The sequence below is a fragment of the Variovorax sp. PBS-H4 genome, from assembly GCF_901827205.1.
In the GTDB taxonomy this organism is placed as follows: Bacteria; Pseudomonadota; Gammaproteobacteria; order Burkholderiales; family Burkholderiaceae_C; genus Variovorax.
Genome location: NZ_LR594675.1, coordinates 4,678,065 through 4,693,947 on the forward strand (window position 1 = coordinate 4,678,065; position 15,883 = coordinate 4,693,947).

13 protein-coding genes are annotated in these 15,883 nt (G+C 67.0%); 7 read left to right on the forward strand and 6 right to left on the reverse strand.

Annotation, left to right across the window (positions count from 1 at the left end; all coding sequences use genetic code 11):
- The first annotated feature begins 1 nt into the window (after window position 1).
- The 4 genes from E5CHR_RS22320 (at window position 2) to E5CHR_RS22335 (ending at window position 5,993) form a co-directional block, all read left to right on the forward strand.
- Window positions 2-3,121: a pilus assembly protein gene (locus E5CHR_RS22320; RefSeq protein ID WP_162581868.1), complete on the forward strand. Its 3,120-nt coding sequence runs from the start codon at window positions 2-4 to the stop codon at window positions 3,119-3,121.
- Entirely contained in the window at window positions 3,118-3,666 is a 549-nt protein-coding gene (locus E5CHR_RS22325) for a GspH/FimT family pseudopilin (protein WP_232062159.1), read from the forward strand. The genes E5CHR_RS22320 and E5CHR_RS22325 overlap by 4 nt, the downstream gene beginning before the upstream one ends.
- Window positions 3,667-3,780: 114 nt before the next feature.
- Entirely contained in the window at window positions 3,781-4,629 is an 849-nt protein-coding gene (locus E5CHR_RS22330; RefSeq protein ID WP_162581869.1) for a DUF6502 family protein, read from the forward strand.
- The gene (locus tag E5CHR_RS22335; RefSeq protein WP_162581870.1) at window positions 4,626-5,993 is read left to right on the forward strand and encodes a DUF5666 domain-containing protein; all 1,368 of its coding nucleotides are present in this window, start codon (window positions 4,626-4,628) and stop codon (window positions 5,991-5,993) included. The genes E5CHR_RS22330 and E5CHR_RS22335 overlap by 4 nt, the downstream gene beginning before the upstream one ends.
- A 51-nt stretch (window positions 5,994-6,044) precedes the next feature.
- Here E5CHR_RS22335 and E5CHR_RS22340 read toward each other — a convergent pair whose 3' ends face one another.
- The 3 genes from E5CHR_RS22340 to uvrC are packed head-to-tail and all read right to left on the reverse strand — an operon-like array spanning window position 6,045 to window position 9,502.
- The gene (locus E5CHR_RS22340) at window positions 6,045-6,929 is read right to left on the reverse strand and encodes a DMT family transporter (protein WP_162581871.1); all 885 of its coding nucleotides are present in this window, start codon (window positions 6,927-6,929) and stop codon (window positions 6,045-6,047) included.
- Window positions 6,926-7,492 (reverse strand): CDP-diacylglycerol--glycerol-3-phosphate 3-phosphatidyltransferase, encoded by a 567-nt coding sequence (gene pgsA / locus E5CHR_RS22345; RefSeq protein WP_162581872.1) that lies wholly within the window; start codon window positions 7,490-7,492, stop codon window positions 6,926-6,928. The genes E5CHR_RS22340 and pgsA overlap by 4 nt, the downstream gene beginning before the upstream one ends.
- A gap of 45 nt (window positions 7,493-7,537) precedes the next feature.
- The gene (uvrC, locus tag E5CHR_RS22350) at window positions 7,538-9,502 is read right to left on the reverse strand and encodes an excinuclease ABC subunit UvrC (RefSeq protein WP_162581873.1); all 1,965 of its coding nucleotides are present in this window, start codon (window positions 9,500-9,502) and stop codon (window positions 7,538-7,540) included.
- Between the two features lie 64 nt (window positions 9,503-9,566).
- Between uvrC and earP the strand changes: the two genes are divergently transcribed.
- The 3 genes from earP to E5CHR_RS22365 all read left to right on the forward strand — a co-directional run bounded on the left by earP (window position 9,567) and on the right by E5CHR_RS22365 (window position 12,296).
- On the forward strand, window positions 9,567-10,637 hold the full coding sequence (gene earP / locus E5CHR_RS22355) for an elongation factor P maturation arginine rhamnosyltransferase EarP (RefSeq protein ID WP_162581874.1): 1,071 nt from the start codon (window positions 9,567-9,569) through the stop codon (window positions 10,635-10,637).
- Window positions 10,638-10,769: 132 nt separating this feature from the next.
- A complete protein-coding gene (efp, locus tag E5CHR_RS22360) occupies window positions 10,770-11,324 on the forward strand; it encodes an elongation factor P (RefSeq protein ID WP_068683006.1) in 555 nt (184 codons plus the stop codon).
- Between the two features lie 105 nt (window positions 11,325-11,429).
- A complete protein-coding gene (locus E5CHR_RS22365) occupies window positions 11,430-12,296 on the forward strand; it encodes a TIGR00730 family Rossman fold protein (protein WP_162581875.1) in 867 nt (288 codons plus the stop codon).
- A gap of 84 nt (window positions 12,297-12,380) precedes the next feature.
- On the opposite strand, the gene E5CHR_RS22370 is transcribed toward E5CHR_RS22365, so the two are convergent.
- Genes E5CHR_RS22370 through E5CHR_RS22380 form a run of 3 tightly spaced genes read right to left on the reverse strand, consistent with a single transcriptional unit; the run spans window position 12,381 to window position 15,881 of the window.
- Window positions 12,381-13,541: an MFS transporter gene (locus E5CHR_RS22370; protein ID WP_162581876.1), complete on the reverse strand. Its 1,161-nt coding sequence runs from the start codon at window positions 13,539-13,541 to the stop codon at window positions 12,381-12,383.
- Entirely contained in the window at window positions 13,538-14,881 is a 1,344-nt protein-coding gene (locus E5CHR_RS22375) for a DNA recombination protein RmuC (protein WP_162583843.1), read from the reverse strand. The genes E5CHR_RS22370 and E5CHR_RS22375 overlap by 4 nt, the downstream gene beginning before the upstream one ends.
- A 13-nt stretch (window positions 14,882-14,894) precedes the next feature.
- On the reverse strand, window positions 14,895-15,881 hold the full coding sequence (locus tag E5CHR_RS22380; protein WP_162581877.1) for a 2-hydroxyacid dehydrogenase: 987 nt from the start codon (window positions 15,879-15,881) through the stop codon (window positions 14,895-14,897).
- Between the last annotated feature and the right edge of the window lie 2 nt (window positions 15,882-15,883).

Below are 15,883 nucleotides of genomic sequence, written 5' to 3' on the forward strand. Positions count from 1 at the left end.
AATGAAAAAGAACTTCCTCAAACCGCTCTGGGCCGCCGCCCTGCTGGTGCTTCAACTGTCGACACCGGCGCGGGCGGAGGACATCGACCTGTTCACCGGCTACACGCCGGCTATCGCGGATCTCCCCAACGTGATCTTCGTGCTGGACAACACCGCCAACTGGAACCAGCCCTTCGAGGCTGAAATGACTGCTTTGGCAAACGCCTTCGCAAGCCTCAAGCCCGACAGATTCCGTGTCGGCCTGATGATGTTCAGCGAGACAGGCAACGGCAACTCCAACGTCGACGGAGCTTATGTGCGCGCGGCCGTCCGCACGCTGGACGACGGCACCAAGATCAAATACGGCGAACTTTTCCGGGCCGGCAGTCCTGGCAGGCTCGACAAGCTCGACGACAAGTCCAATGGCGGCAAGGTCGGCAAGACGATGGTGGAGATCCATCGCTATCTCACTGGCGGCGCCCCGATGGCCGGCAACAACAAGCTGAAGACGGACTACACCGGAAACATCACGGGCACCTCTGCGTCCAAGGCCATCTATGCATTGCCAGGCAACGCCCTCAGCGCTTTCGCCGGCACGGCGTACAACAGCCCGAACACGGCCCATTGCACCGGCACCTACGTCATCTACATCAGCAACGGCGCTCCGCAGGACAACACCAGTGACACCATGATGGCTGCCGATGCGCTGCGGGCGGTTGGCGGCACGACGACAACCATTGCCCTGACTCCCAGCGGCTCCCAGGACAACATGGCGGACGAGTGGGCCAAGTTCCTGAACACCAGCCTCGGCGTGAAGGTCTACACCATCGAGGCTGCCGCCGCGAGCGGTGGCCAGGGACCCGGCTGGACGGCGCTGCTCAAGAGCATGGCCGGCCAGAGCAAGGGCGAGTACTACGACCTGAGCGCAAAGCCGGACCTGGGCGCGGCCCTGGGCGACGCGCTCAACGACATCTTCAGCAAGATCCAGTCCGTCAACAGCGTGTTCTCCTCGGTGAGCCTGCCCGTGAGCGTCAACACGCAGGGCACTTACCTGAACCAGGTGTTCGTCGGCATGTTCCGTCCCGACCAGGACGCCCTGCCGCGCTGGAATGGCAACCTCAAGCAGTACAAGCTGGGCCTGGATGGCAACAAGCAGCTGGTCCTGCAGGATGCCGACGATGCCAACGCCATCAACACCGAAACGGGCTTCATCGCTCCGTGCGCACGCAGCTTCTGGACACCCGCACGCAGCGACACAGACAAGTACTGGAGTTTCCGCCCGGCCGGGGACTGCATCGGCAAGGAGGTCGCCGACAGTCCTGACGGGAACATCGTGGAAAAGGGTGCGCAGGGCTATCTGTTGCGACACATGACGCTGGCTGCCCGGAACGTCAAGACCTGCGCGCTGGGCGCCTGCACGGGCTTGATCGACTTCAGCACCGGCAACGTGGCGCGCTCGGACGTCGGCGTAGCGACCGACGCCGACCGCGACACGCTGGTCAGCTGGGTCCGCGGCGCCGACAACAAGGGCGACGAAAGATTGGACAGCAGCGGCAACCCTCTGAAGGACAGCAACGGCAATCCCCTGATCTACCCCACCGCGATGCGCCCGTCGGTGCACGGCGACGTGGTGCATTCGCGCCCGGTGGCCATCAACTACGGCACCGATGCAGCGCCGCAAGTCGTGGTGTTCTATGGCGGCAATGACGGCGCACTTCGCGCGATCAACGGCAATCGCAGCACGACGAGCACGCTGTTCGGTTCGGCCCCCGCGGGCAGCGAGCTGTGGTCGTTCATCCCGCCGGAGTTCTACGGCAGTCTGAAGCGGCTGCGCGACAACACCCTCCGCATCAACTACCCCCAGACCGCCGCCACGACCACCGGCGCCGCCGCACCCAAGCCCTATGGCATGGATGGTCCGGTGTCGGCATATCGGCAGGGCAGCGATACCTGGCTGTTCGCATCCATGCGCCGCGGCGGTCGCGCGCTCTACGCATTCGACGTGTCGAGCCCGACGGCGCCTACGCTCAAATGGCGCAAGGGCTGCCCCAACCAGGACAACGACACCGGGTGCGATACCGGCTTCGCCGGCATCGGCCAGACCTGGTCGGCACCGAAGGTCGTGAAGGCTTCGGGCTACAGCAGCGGGCCGCTGCTGGTCTTCGGCGGCGGCTACGACAAGTGCGAGGACGTCGACACGGCTTACCCGGCAATCACGTGCAGTGCAGGCACCAAGGGCAACAAGGTCTATGTGCTCGACGCCAGTTCGGGCACTGTGCTCAAGACCTTCACCACCGGCCGCGCGGTGTCCGGCGAGGTCACGATCGTGAACGACGCCGCGGGATTGGCCAAGTACGCCTACGCGGCGGATCTGGGCGGAGATGTCTACCGCATCGACATCAAGGACGCCGCACCCGGCGCCTGGACCATGATGCGGCTCGCCTCGCTCGGATGCGACGATCCGGTTGTCACGTGCACGCCCAACCGGAAGTTCATGTTCGGCCCCGACGTCGTCGAGGACAACGGCGTGTACGTGCTGCTCCTGGGCTCGGGCGACCGCGAGAAGCCGCTGCGGTACTACAGCAATGCCTTGTCCGCCGCCAACCGGTTCTACATGCTGGTGGACAAGCCCTCCGACGGTACCTGGCTGGACGCCGAACCCCTGCGCTGCGGTTCCCTCAGGGTACTGTGCCACCAGTCACTGGTGGCGATCACCGGAGCGTCGGCGCCGACCGGCGCCGAACTGGCGGCCAAGAAGGGCTGGTACCTGACGCTCGCGGCCGGCGAGCAGGTCGTGACCTCGTCCGTCACGGCCTATGGCATCACGACATTCAGCACCCACATACCGAGCGATCCCGCCACGCAAAGCCAGACCTGCCGCGCCGACCTCGGCACCGCCAGCGTCTACAACGTGTCCTACCTCGACGCGTCGCCCCCGCAGGGAGGGACGCGTTCCGACGTCATCGTCGGTGGCGGCCTGGCACCCTCTCCTTTCGTGGGCCGGGTCAGAGACGACAACGGCAGCCAGCGCGACGTCGTCATCGGAGGCAGCCGGGACTCGGTCCTGAGCCCCAAGGAGGCGGTCGGCAAAGCCGCCTTCCGCCAGCCCAAGGGCCGGGTCTACTGGTTCATCCAGAAGTGAGCGCTGCAGACGTCCAACGCTCGCCCACGGCCATGCTCGGAGCCGCCCCGGGCAACCGCAGGCGCGGCTTCACCCTGATCGAGCTGATGGTCACGATCACCGTGCTGGCGATCCTGCTCACGGTGGCCGTGCCCTCCTTCGATGGAATCCGGCTTTCCAACCGCCTGACCTCCTACGCCACCGATCTGGTCACCGGCAGTCAATTGGCGCGCACGGAGGCCATCAAGCGCAACACCTCGGTCACGATGTGCGTGTCCGCCGACGGCACCGGCTGCAGCACCTCGGGCGGCTGGGAGACCGGCTGGATCGTCCTCAGCGGCACGACGGTCATCCAACGACACCCGGCCGCCGCCGCCGGCTACAAGCTGACGGAAGCCGGCGGCACCACCTCGCTGACATTCGAGGCCACCGGCGTCGGCGCCAGCCAGGCGACCTTCACCATCTGCCGCGCGAGCCCCAGCGTCGGCGGCCAAGAGCGCGTGGTCAAGATCAGCGCCACCGGGCGGGCCGCGATCACGCGGACGGCGCTCGGCACCTGCGCCTGAAGCGTGGTGCACGATTTTTTGTGCGATCCTCGCCGACTGCAAAACCGGCCGCCGAGTCCCCTTCGGCGCCACGACAACAACGGAGCATAGGCATGGGACGGGCCTCTCACTGACATGGAAAACCAGCTCGCCTGGGCCCTGGCCGCCTGCGCACGCGTCATGCGCCCGGTCGTCCGGCTCGCTTTGGCGATGGGAGTCAAGCATCCCCATCTCGAGGAACTGCTGCGTGACCTGCTGCTGAGCGAGGCGCGCCGTTCCTGGCAGGCCCAGGGGGTGAGGAACCCCAACCTCAGCCAACTCTCGGTGTCGACCGGTCTCAACCGCAAGGCCGTCACCAGCAAAGTCCGCGAGCTGGGCGAAGCCCTGCCTCATACCGAAATGTCGGCGGCCGCCAAGACCTTCACCCTGTGGCTGCAGATGCTGGCCGAGCACCCCGAACACCGGCGCCTGCCCATCGTGGCCGAGGCCGGCGTGCCCTCCTTCGAAACGGTGGCCAGGCAAGCGAGCCGCGGCAACATGCACCATCGCGCGATCCTCGACGAGTTGGTCCGCCTGAACATGGTGGCCGAGCACGAGGGCCGTGTCGAAATCACGGCCGAAGCCTTCGTGCCCGCGAAGGATCTGCAATCCATGCTCGCCTTCTTCGGCGACAACGCCCGCGATCACCTGCTGGCCGCCGTGTCCAACACCCTGGGCGAACGCGCGCCCCTGCTCGAGCGGGCCGTCTACGCCAACGGCGTGACCCTGCAGGATTGCCAAGGCATCGAGCAACTGGTCCGGCAACGCTGGAGCAGTCTGCATCATGAGCTGACGCACGAGATGACACGGGCCGTGACCTCGGCCGCCGGCAGTGCGTCGGGCCGAATCCGTGTGGGCATCTATACCTACTACGAGGCCGAATCCACCGACCCGGCGGAAGCCGGATCCGGCGTGCCCCCGACCGCGCAAGAAGGGAAGAAATGAAGAACAGCCTCGTGAGAAGCGGCTTGATCGCAGCGTCGATGACCCTCCTGCTCTCGTGCGGGGGCGGCAGCGACAGCGGCAGCTTCAACCCTGGCGGGACAAGCGGCGCTTCGTCCGGCACTGCGTTCCGCGGCCTCTCCAGCAACGCCTCGGGCGACGGCGTGTCGGCATCTGCAGCGGGAACGAGCGCGTCGGATGGAACAGGCTCGGTCGATGGATCGGGCGTATCGGACGGCGGCTCGTCGACAGCCGCTGCCGGCGGCGACGACTCGGGCGTGGGATCGGGTGGAACCGGCGTGAGCACCGCGGACGCCGTGGGCATCGGCGGCGTCGATGGCCTGGGCAGCATCATCGTCAACGGGCTGCGGTACGACACCGACAGCGCCGTCTTCAGCGTCGAGGACGCTCCGGCTCTTCAGATCGGGATGACCGCCAAGGTCACCGGCGCCTTCAATGCCGAATTCACCAGCGGCGTCGCAAAACAGGTGGTCTCCGCCGCGGAACTGCGCGGACCGGTCGCCAGTGTCGATCTGGCCGGCGGCAGCTTCGCCCTCATGGGCACCACCGTGACGACGGACGAAGCAACGGTATGGGCCCAGGCGCCCGGGCTGGTCGGGTTGCTGCCGGGCACAGCCGTTCAGGTCTGGGGCCTGCCCGCCGCGCCCGGCGTGCTTCGCGCCACGCGGGTCGACCAGCACCCGGCGAGCTCGGCCCGTATCGCTACGGGCACCGTGCAAAACCTGAACACCGGCTCGCGCATCTTCACGCTGGGCAGTCTGAGCGTCGACTACGGCACCGCCTCCTTCGCAGGCGGCATCGACGCCAGCACGCTGGCGAACGGGGCCATCGTCCGCGTGCGTGCCGCCGCCCAGGCAATGCCGGGCGTGCTGTCCGCCGCAGTGGTGGAGGCATGGCACACGGTGCCCCAGACGGGCAGCACCCCGGTTCAGCTGGCAGGCGTCATCACCGACTTCGTGTCACCGGATTCGTTCCGGCTGCTGGGTACGGAGGTCGATGCCGCCTCGGCGCAGATCACCGGCGGACTTGCCGGTGCCATCGGCAACGGCGTGAAGGTGGAAGCCGGTGGCACCATGGCCGCCGGCGTCCTCGTCGCGACGAAGCTCAAGATCAGGCATGTTCCAGGGACCGGCGGGCCCGCTTCGTTCAAGCTCATCGGCCCGGTGGCCGGCTACAGTTCTCCGGCGGCCTTCCAGGTGCGCGGCCAGCCGGTGGACGCGAGCGGCCCGGGCGTCGTCTTTGAGAACGGCACGGTGGTCAATCTGTCCAACGGCAAGCAGGTGACGGTCTCGGGCTCGCAGATCGTCGACGGCGTGCTGCTCGCGGAGCAGATCAGCTTCGATTGAACATGAACCGGCCCGGCGATCTCACAGCAGGCAAGCGCGTGCCCCAAGGGCTCAGCGCTCGCCTCGTACCACCAGGCTCACGCCCGCTGCTGTCATCGCAATGCCCGCCAGCGTGGCCACGGTGATCGGCTCGGCAAACAGCAGCCATGCCATCAACGCCGTGCAGGGCGGCACGAGGTACAGCAGGCTGGTGACGGCCGTCGCGGTGCCGCGCTGGATCAGCATGTAGAGCAGCGAACTGCCGCCCAGCGACAGCGCCAGCACGGACCAGGCCATCGCGCCGCCGGAATACAGGTTCCACTGGATGCTGTCGGATTCCAAGGCTGCAAAGGGGAGCGTGACGAGCAGCGCCGCCGCAAGCTGGATCGCACCCGCAATGCGGACGTCGCAGGGCGCGACGAAGCGCTTCTGGTACAGCGTTCCCGCGGTGATGGAAAAGAGCGCCATCAGTGCCAGCCCCATGGTCATCGCGCTCACTTCGCTGCCCTGCCCGAGCTTGCGCAGTACCACCAGCACGAGGCCGGCAAAGCCCAGTGCGAGGCCGGCCCACTGGCGGCGCGAGATCGCACCGCCGCGCATCGACAGCCAGACGGCCGTGAGCACAGGCTGGACGCCGACCAGCAAGGCGACCAGCCCCGAACCCATGCCGGCCCGGACGGCCGCCCACACCCCGCCGAGGTAGCCCGCCTGCATCAGGATGCCGGTGATGGCCAGATGCCCCCACTGCGCGCGCCCGAGCGGCCAGCGCACGCGCGCCGCCCACACCCAGGCGAGGAAACAGAGCACCGACAGCGCATAGCGCACCGCCAGGAACTTGAGCGGCGGGGCATAGGGCATGCCGTAGCGCGCCACGATGAAACCGGTGCTCCAGATCAGCACGAAGATCGCGGGCATGGCCCGTACCCACCCCGACGCAGGCGCCGCGGCCACGGTCATTTGGCGCGGGCCCGGATCTCCGGAATGGCCTTCTGCAGGTAATAGACCATTGACCAGACCGTGAGCACGGCCGAGATCCAGATCAGCCATTGGCCCCAGGTGCCGGTGTCGATCACGCCGAACAGGACGCCATCGAATAGCAGGAAGGGGATCGCAACCATCTGCACCACCGTCTTGACCTTGCCGATCATGTGGACGGCAACGCTCTTGGCGGCGCCGATCTGCGCCATCCATTCGCGCAGGGCAGAAATTGCAATCTCGCGGCCGATGATGATGAGGGCCACGAACACGTCGGCGCGGTTCAGGTGCACCAGCACCAGCAGCGAGGCACACACGAGGAACTTGTCGGCCACGGGATCGAGAAACGCGCCGAAGGCCGAGGTCTGGTTGAGCCGCCGCGCGAGGAAGCCGTCGAGCCAGTCGGTGGCGGCGAACACGATGAACAGCACCGTGGCCACGATGTTGCGCATCGGCTCGCTCAGGGGAAGATAGAACACCCCGACGATCAGCGGGATCGCGACGATGCGCGTCCACGTCATGATGGTGGGCAGGGTCCAGAACATGGCGACGAGTATATGGCTCGCCTCCTGCCTGCCCGCTTCAAGGGCCTAGTGCAAGGCCCGGTAGATTTCCTCCGCCAGTTCGAAGGCAATGCCGTCGACCGAGGCAATGTCTTCGACGCTTGCCGCTGCTACCCCGCGGATGCCGCCGAAGCGCTGCAACAGCCGCGCCCGTCGCTTGGGACCGATGCCCGGGATGTCCTCGAGCTGGCTGCCGCCGACCCGCACCTTGGCACGCTTCGCACGCATGCCGGTGATGGCGAAGCGGTGCGCCTCGTCGCGGATCTGTGCGACGAGCATCAGGGCCGCCGAGTCGCGGCCGAGATACACCTTGTCGCGGCCATCGGCGAATACCAGTTCCTCCAGGCCTACTTTCCGGCCCTCGCCCTTTTCCACCCCGACGATCAGCGACAACGGCAGCCCGAGCTCGCTGAACACTTCGCGCGCCATCGACACCTGGCCCTTGCCGCCATCGACCAGCACCAGGTCCGGCATGCGCGCGCTGCGTGTGCCTGGCCGGGCATCGCTGCCGACACCGGCCGCATCGCCCGCCGGGGGTGCATCGCTCTCTGCGGCCATCGCTTCCGCCAGTTTTCCGTAACGGCGATGAAGCACCTGGCGCATCGCTGCATAGTCGTCGCCCGGCGTGATGCCCTCGATGTTGTAGCGGCGGTACTCTCGGTTCTGCATCGCGTGGTGCTCGAAGACCACGCAGGAGGCCTGGGTGGCTTCACCCGCCGTGTGCGAGATGTCGAAGCACTCCACACGAAAATTGTCGAGGTCGTCGGGTGCGAGCTCCAGCGCGTCCACCAGCGCACGCGTGCGCGCCTGCTGCGAGCCCTCCTCCGCCAGCAGACGCGCGAGCTGCAGGCCGGCATTGGTCTGCGCCATTTCCAGCCAGTGCCGACGCTGCTCGCGGGGCTGGAACACGGCCGTCACCCGCGCGCCGGCCTGCTGCGAGACGGCCTCGATCAGCTCGCGGCTTACCAGCTCGCTCAGCACCAGCGTGGGCGGCACCGGCACGTCGATGTAGTGTTGGGCGATGAAGGCCTCGAGCACCTGGACTTCGACCGACCCGGCGAAGGCTCCCGGAGCCTCGTCCTCTTCGGCGCCCTGGGCGCCCTGCTCCATCTGCGCGGCGTCCTCGATGTGAACAGGAAAGTAGGCACGGTCGCCCAGGTGCCGGCCGCCACGCACCATCGCCAGATTGACGCAGGCCTTGCCGCCCTGCACCTTGACCGCGAGGATGTCGACGTCCTTGTCGGAGGCGATCTCGATCGACTGCTGGTGCAGCACGCGGGACAGCGCCGACATCTGGTTGCGCAGCTCGGCCGCCTGCTCGAACTCCAGCTTCTCGGCATGCGCCGTCATGCGCGCCTCCAGCTGCGACAGCACCGCCTGCGTGTCGCCCAGCAGGAAGGCCTCGGCATTCGCCACGTCCTGCGCATAGGCCTCGGGCGCGATGTAGCCCACGCAAGGTCCGGTGCAGCGCTTGATCTGGTAGAGCAGGCACGGCCGCGTCCGGTTGGCGTACACGGTGTCCTCGCAGGTGCGCAGCTTGAAGACCTTCTGCAGCAGCTGGATCGATTCCTTCACCGCCCAGGCGCTGGGGTACGGGCCGAAGTAGCGGTGCTTGCGATCGACGGATCCACGGTAGTACGCCAGGCGTGGGAAGGCGTGCGAGGCGATCTTCAGGTAGGGGTAGCTCTTGTCGTCCCGGAACAGGATGTTGTAGCGGGGCTTGAGCGTCTTGATCAGGTTGTTCTCGAGCAGGAGCGCCTCGGCCTCGGATCGCACCACCGTGGTCTCCATGCGGGCGATCTTCGAGATCATGTGGCCGATGCGCGTCCCGGCGTGGTTCTTCTGGAAATAGTTGGCCACGCGCTTCTTCAGGTTGCGCGCCTTGCCCACGTACAGCACCGCGCCCGTGGCGTCGAAATAGCGGTAGACGCCCGGCAACTGCGGAAGCGCCGCAACCTCGCTGAGCAATTGATCGGAATGCGTATCTGACATCGGGCGCTATTGTGCTGGCGCGAGCGCGGCCGGTCGCCGGGATCGGGCTGTAGAGTATCCCGGGATGCGTTGGGACATTTTCTGCAAGGTCATCGACAACCACGGCGACGCCGGCGTGTGCTGGCGGCTCGCGTGTGCGCTTGCGGACACAGGGGACGCGGTCCGGCTATGGATCGACGACCGCTCGGCGCTGGCATGGATGGCGCCGATCGGCCACGAGGGGGTCCGTGTGGTCACCTGGACCGAGGCCGGGGCGGCGCGCGAAGCAGGCGCCGCGCCGCCGCCGGATGTGCTGATCGAAGCCTTCGGCTGCGACCCCGCGCCGGAGCTGGTCGCGCGCTTTGCGGAACCGGTCCCCCAGGGAGCGCCGCGTCGCGTCTGGCTCAATCTCGAATACCTCTCCGCCGAACCCTACGTCGAGCGCCTGCACGGACTGCCTTCGCCCGTGTTCAAGGGTCCCGGCGCGGGGCTGACGAAGCACTTCTTTTATCCTGGCTTCACCCGCGCGACCGGCGGCCTTCTGCGCGAGCGGGACCTGCCCGCGCGCCGCGCGCGTTTTGATCGCGCCGCCTGGCTCTCCGGGCAGAACATCGAATGGAATGGCGAGCGCCTGGTCTGCGTCTTCTGCTACGAACCGCCCGCGCTCGGGCCCCTGCTGGCGCACCTCGAACAGGCAAGCGAACCCACTCGCCTGCTGGTGACCGCAGGCCGCGCATCCAAAGCCTTGCCCCCGGGACCGGCCGTGCGCGGCGCGCTGACGATCCACTGGCTGCCCTACCTGTCCCAGGCGGATTTCGACCGCCTGCTGTGGGCCTGCGACCTGAACTTCGTGCGGGGCGAGGACTCGCTGGTGCGCGCTCTATGGGCCGGCGCGCCCTTCGTCTGGCAGATCTACGTTCAGGACGACGATGCGCACCACACCAAGCTGCACGCCTTCCTCGACTGGCTGGGCGCGCCACCGGAGCTCCGCCGGTTGCACCATCTCTGGAACGGCATGGCCGAGGGCGAGCTGCCGGACCTTGGCCCGGCGGCGCTGGCACCATGGCAGGCAGCCACGGCCGCCGCACGCGATCGGTTGCTCGAACAGGACGACCTTCTGACTCGTTTACGGCAGTTCGTCGCCCAAAAAAGTTAGAATTGCGGGCTTTGCGGATTTCCGGCCTGGCCCAGCCCAGATGCCGCTGCATCCGCTGAACCCGCCGCGGTGAATGTGTCAGAGGAACTAGGCCCAGACACACCGAGCGGCCAACATCCAGAAACCCTGACTATGAAAATCGCTCAAGAAATCCGCGCCGGCAACGTGATCATGCATGGCAAGGACCCGATGGTCGTGCTCAAGACCGAGTACAGCCGCGGCGGCCGCAACTCCGCCACCGTTCGCATGAAGCTCAAGAGCCTGATCGCCAACTTCAACACCGAAGTCGTGTTCAAGGCCGACGACAAGATGGAACAGATCGTGCTCGACAAGAAGGAGTGCACCTACTCCTACTTCGCCGACCCCATGTACGTCTGCATGGACAGCGAGTTCAACCAGTACGAGGTCGAGGCCGAGAACATGGGCGACGCACTCAACTACCTCGAGGACGGGATGCCGGTCGAAGTGGTGTTCTACGACGGCAAGGCCATCTCGGTCGAACTGCCCACCAGCGTCGAACGCGAGATCACCTGGACCGAACCGGCCGTCAAGGGTGACACCTCGGGCAAGGTGCTGAAGCCCGCCAAGATCGCCACGGGCTTCGAGGTCCCCGTGCCGCTGTTCGTCTCCCAGGGCGACCGCATCGAAATCGACACCCGCACGGGCGAATACCGCAAGCGCGTCTGAACACGCCCGCATCCGCTTCAAAGGCTCCTCTGGGAGCCTTTTTTGCGCCTCCAGATAGGTGAGGCTGCAGCGCGCACAATCCTAGGCCGATTTCCGCACCCGACCATGCCCAACAACGCACACGACATCCACAACAAGCGCCTCGCCGACGCCTGGGCGACGCTCCAGGCCCATGCCGACAAAGGCCTTCCGCTCAACGCCGATCCCTCGCGACTCGCCTTCGCCGACCCCGAGTTCCTGTTGCGGCGCGAAACGCGCGGCCTGCGCATGCAGCTCGAGCTGATGAAACCAGACCTCGAAATGCGTGCCCACGGCATCGAGAACACGGTGGTGGTGTTCGGCAGCGCACGCTTTCGCAGCGAGGAGGAATCCGGTGCCCTGATCGCCCAGGCCGACGCCGCCGGCGATGCCGTGGCCGCCGCGCGCTGGCGCAGGCTGGCGCGCAGCTCGCACTACTACGAGAAGGCGCGCGCCTTCGGCAGGCTGGTCGCCGAGTACAGCGACGACAAGGACCCGGAAGACAAGCTCTTCGTCTGCACCGGCGGAGGCCCCGGCATCATGCAGGCCGCCAACCGAGGCGCCTACGAAGGCGGCGGACTGTCGGTCGGCCTGGCCATCGCCCTGCCGATGGAGGAGGAAGCGAACCCGTACGTCACGCCGGCGCTGAGCTTCAAATTCCACTACTTCGCAATCCGCAAGATGCACTTCATGATGCGAGCGAAGGCGTTGGTGGCGTTTCCGGGCGGCTTTGGCACTCTCGATGAGCTGTTCGAGGTGATCACGCTGGTGCAGACCCGCAAGGCCCGGCCAGTTCCGATCGTGCTCTTCGGCGCGGGTTACTGGAAGCAGCTGATCAACTTCGACTTCCTGGCCGAAGAAGGCGTGATCTCGCCCGACGACGTGAAGCTGATCGAGTACGTGGACTCGGCGCAGGACGCGTGGGACGCGATCAAGCGCTTTTACAAGCTTTGAGGCGGCAGCCGGCGCGCAGGCTCACTGGCGCAATCCGTCAGCGCTGCGGGACGAGTCTCGCTTTTGAAAGGGCTCGGCGGAAGCTCAAGCCTTCAGGCCCCAGACCGCCCGGGTCCCCAGAGCCACCACGCCGCTGGCCAGCCAGAACACGCCTCCAATGCCGATCAGCGCGCCAATCGATCCGAAAAGCATCGGCATGGCGACGCTGGAAGCGTTGATGGCCATCAGCCGCAGCCCGAGCGCTTCGCCGTGCCGCTCGTGTGGCGTGATCTGGTGCAGCATGCTCATGACCATCGGCTGCACGGCGCCGAGCGCAAAGCCCAGCACCACCGAGCAAATGCCCATCGCCAGCGCCGAGGACAGCAGCGGATAGACCGAGAACATCAGCGCCGTGATCACCGACGACGTCGCGATCACGCTACGCTCCGATGCACGGGCCGCGACCAGCGGCAGCACGATCCGGATCAGCGCGGCGGCGATGGCAAAGGCGCCCAGGATGGACCCGATGACCGAGGCACCCAGTCCGCGTTCGTGGCCCAAGATGGGCAGCAGGAAGGCATGCACGTCCCAACTCGAAGATTGCAGCCAGTTCACGAACAGCAGGCGCCGGAACATGGCTTGGCGCAACAGATCCCAGGCGCGCGGTTTGGACTCGCCTTCCGCTCGCACGATGGACGGCAGTTCATGCGTGCCGCGCGCGAAGAACCAGCCCGCGAGCGGCAGCAGTGCCAGCACGGCAAACGCGATCCGAAAACCCGGCAGGTCCGCTGGACTGCGGCCCGCATGGTCGATCAGCAGGCCGGCGCAGAAGGGGCCGACGAAGTTCGCCACCGCGGGGGCAATCGCCAGCCAGCTGAATACCTGTTTGAGCTGCGTCGGATTGGCCGCGGCGCGCCCGACATGGCGCTGCAGCGCGATGACGGCCGCGCCGGTCGCGCCGCCTGTCAGCAGGGCCGCCAGGCACAGCACCGGGAACGAAGGCAGGATGGCCGCCAGTGCGGCACCCGACGAGGCCGCGATCACCGACAGCATCAGCGGACGCTTGAGCCCGCGCCGGTCGGCAAAGCGTCCGGCCGGCAGCGCCAGGAACACCTGGGTGAGCGCGAACAGCGCGATCAGCAGACCCACGGCCGCCGCGCTGTATCCCTGTTGCAGCGCGAGCAGCGGTGCGCCCAGGCGCATGCCGGTCATGGCCGCGTGCAGCAGGACCTGCGCCGTGATCAGGCGCAGCAGTTCACCGCTCACGTGGCCAGCTCGCCGTCGTCGGCAGCCGGCAGCAGGGCCTGCGACTGTGCCTCCGGCAGCGCTTCCACCTTGCGCAGGGCCAGGCGCATCTGCTTGGCGCGGGTATCGGCCTTGTCGAGCGTGTCGGAAGCCTTGGCGACCTGCTCCTTGATGCGCGCCACCCATTCGCCGTAGCGTTCGAACTCGGTCTTGACGGCGCCGAGCACCTTCCACACCTCGGAGGCCTGCTGCTCCAAGGCCAGCGTGCGGAAGCCCATATGCAGGCTGTTGAGCATCGCCAGCAGCGTGGTCGGTCCCGCGAGCGTCACGCGGTGCTGGCGCTGGATCGCGTCCATCAACCCGGGACGGCGCAGCACCTCGGCATACAGGCTCTCGACCGGCAGGAACAAGATAGCGAAATCGGTGGTGTGCGGTGCCGCGAGGTAGTTCTCGGCAATCGACCGCGCTTCGGTGCGGATGCGCGCCTCGAGCGCACGTGCCGCCAGTTCGGCCGCGCCGGCGTCGATGCGCTCGTGGGCATCGAGCAGGCGCTCGTAGTCGTCGCGTGGGAACTTGGCGTCGATCGGCAGCCAGACCGGCGCGCCGTCGGTGCCGCGGCCCGGAAACCGGATCGCGAAATCCACGCGCTGCCCGCTGCGCGGCTTGGTCTCGACCTGCCGGGCGTACTGCTCGGGCGTGAGCACCTGCTCGAGCAGCGCCTCGAGCTGCACTTCGCCGAACACGCCGCGCGTCTTCACATTCGTCAGCACGCGTTGAAGGCTGCCGACACCGACCGCCAGCGTCTGCATCTCGCCCAGGCCCTTGTGCACCTGCTCCAGCCGGTCGGCTACCTGCTTGAAGCTCTCGCCGAGACGGGCCTCGAGCGTGCTTTGCAGTTTCTCGTCGACGGTCTTGCGCATCTCGTCCAGCTTGGCGGTGTTGCTCTGCTGGAGCTGCCCGAGCTGTGTCTCCATGGTCGCGCGCACCTCGGCCAGCCGCCGCGCATTCGACTCGGACAGCCCCTGGAGCTGGGTGTTGAGCGTGTCGGCCAGCGTCTTCTGCAGCATCGCCAGTTGCTGCGCGAAGGCGTCGATCTGCGCGTTCTGCGTGCGCGTGGCCTCGGCCCCCTGCTGCACCAGCGCGCGCTGGAAGGTGGCGAACGCCTGGCTGGTCTCCTGCCGTGCGCCGCGCGAGGACTCGCCGATCTCGTGCCGCAGCTCTCGCTCGATTCGCTCGTTCGCGGCGCCCAGCGTCGCGATCAGCGTGCCGTGGTCGGGCGCTGGCGGCTTGCGCAGCAGCAGCCAGACCAGGAGGACGATGTTGAGCGCGGCGAGGCCAATGAGGATCCAGGATTCCGGCAAAGGCATGACGGGTCTACTTGCCTCCGAGGATCGAGGGGTTCAGGGGCGTGACCGGTTTGCCGTGCACCAGGAATCCGACCAGGTTGTCGGCCGCCAGCTCGGCCATCGCGCGCCGCGTCGGGATGGTCGCGCTCGCGATGTGCGGCGTGAGCACGACGTTCGGGACCTCGAGCAATGCCGGATGAACCTTGGGCTCGCCCTCGAACACGTCCAGACCGGCTGCGGCGATGCGCCTGTCGCGCAGCGCCTGCGCCAGTGCGGCATCGTCGACGATGCCGCCGCGGGCGATGTTGACCAGGGTGGCCGTCGGCTTCATCAGGGCCAGCTCGGCGGCGCCGATGGTGTGATGCGAGGCTGCCGAGTAAGGCACCACGAGCACCACGTGGTCCGCGGTCTTCAGCAGTTCCTCCTTGCTCACGTAGCTGGCCTTGCATTCGGCCTCGAGCTGCGCATCGAGCCGCGAACGGTTGTGGTAGATCACCTTCATGCCGAAACCGTGCGCGCCGCGCCTGGCGATGCCCTGGCCGATGCGCCCCATGCCGATGATGCCCAGGGTGGCGCCGTGGATGTCGGAGCCGGCAAACATGTCGTAGCTCCACTTCTCCCACTTGCCGGCGCGCAGGAAATGCTCGCTCTCCGTGATGCGGCGCGCCGTGGCCATCAGGAGCGCAAAACCGAAGTCGGCCGTGGTCTCGGTCAGCACATCGGGCGCGTTGGTGGCGAGCACGCCGCGAGCGGTCATCGCGTCGACATCGAAGTTGTTGTAGCCGACCGCCATGTTGGCGCAGATCTTCAACTCGGGACAGGCGGCCAGCACTTCGGCATCGATGCGCTCGCTGCCGGTGGTGAATGCGCCCCGCTTGCCTTGCAGCTTCTGGATCAGCTGAGCCTTGCTCCAGCTCTGGTCGTCCTGGTTGGACTCGACCTCGAAATGCACTTGCAGCCGGTCGATGGTTTCGGGAAAGATCGAACGGGCGACGAGGATCTTGGGTTTGCTCATGA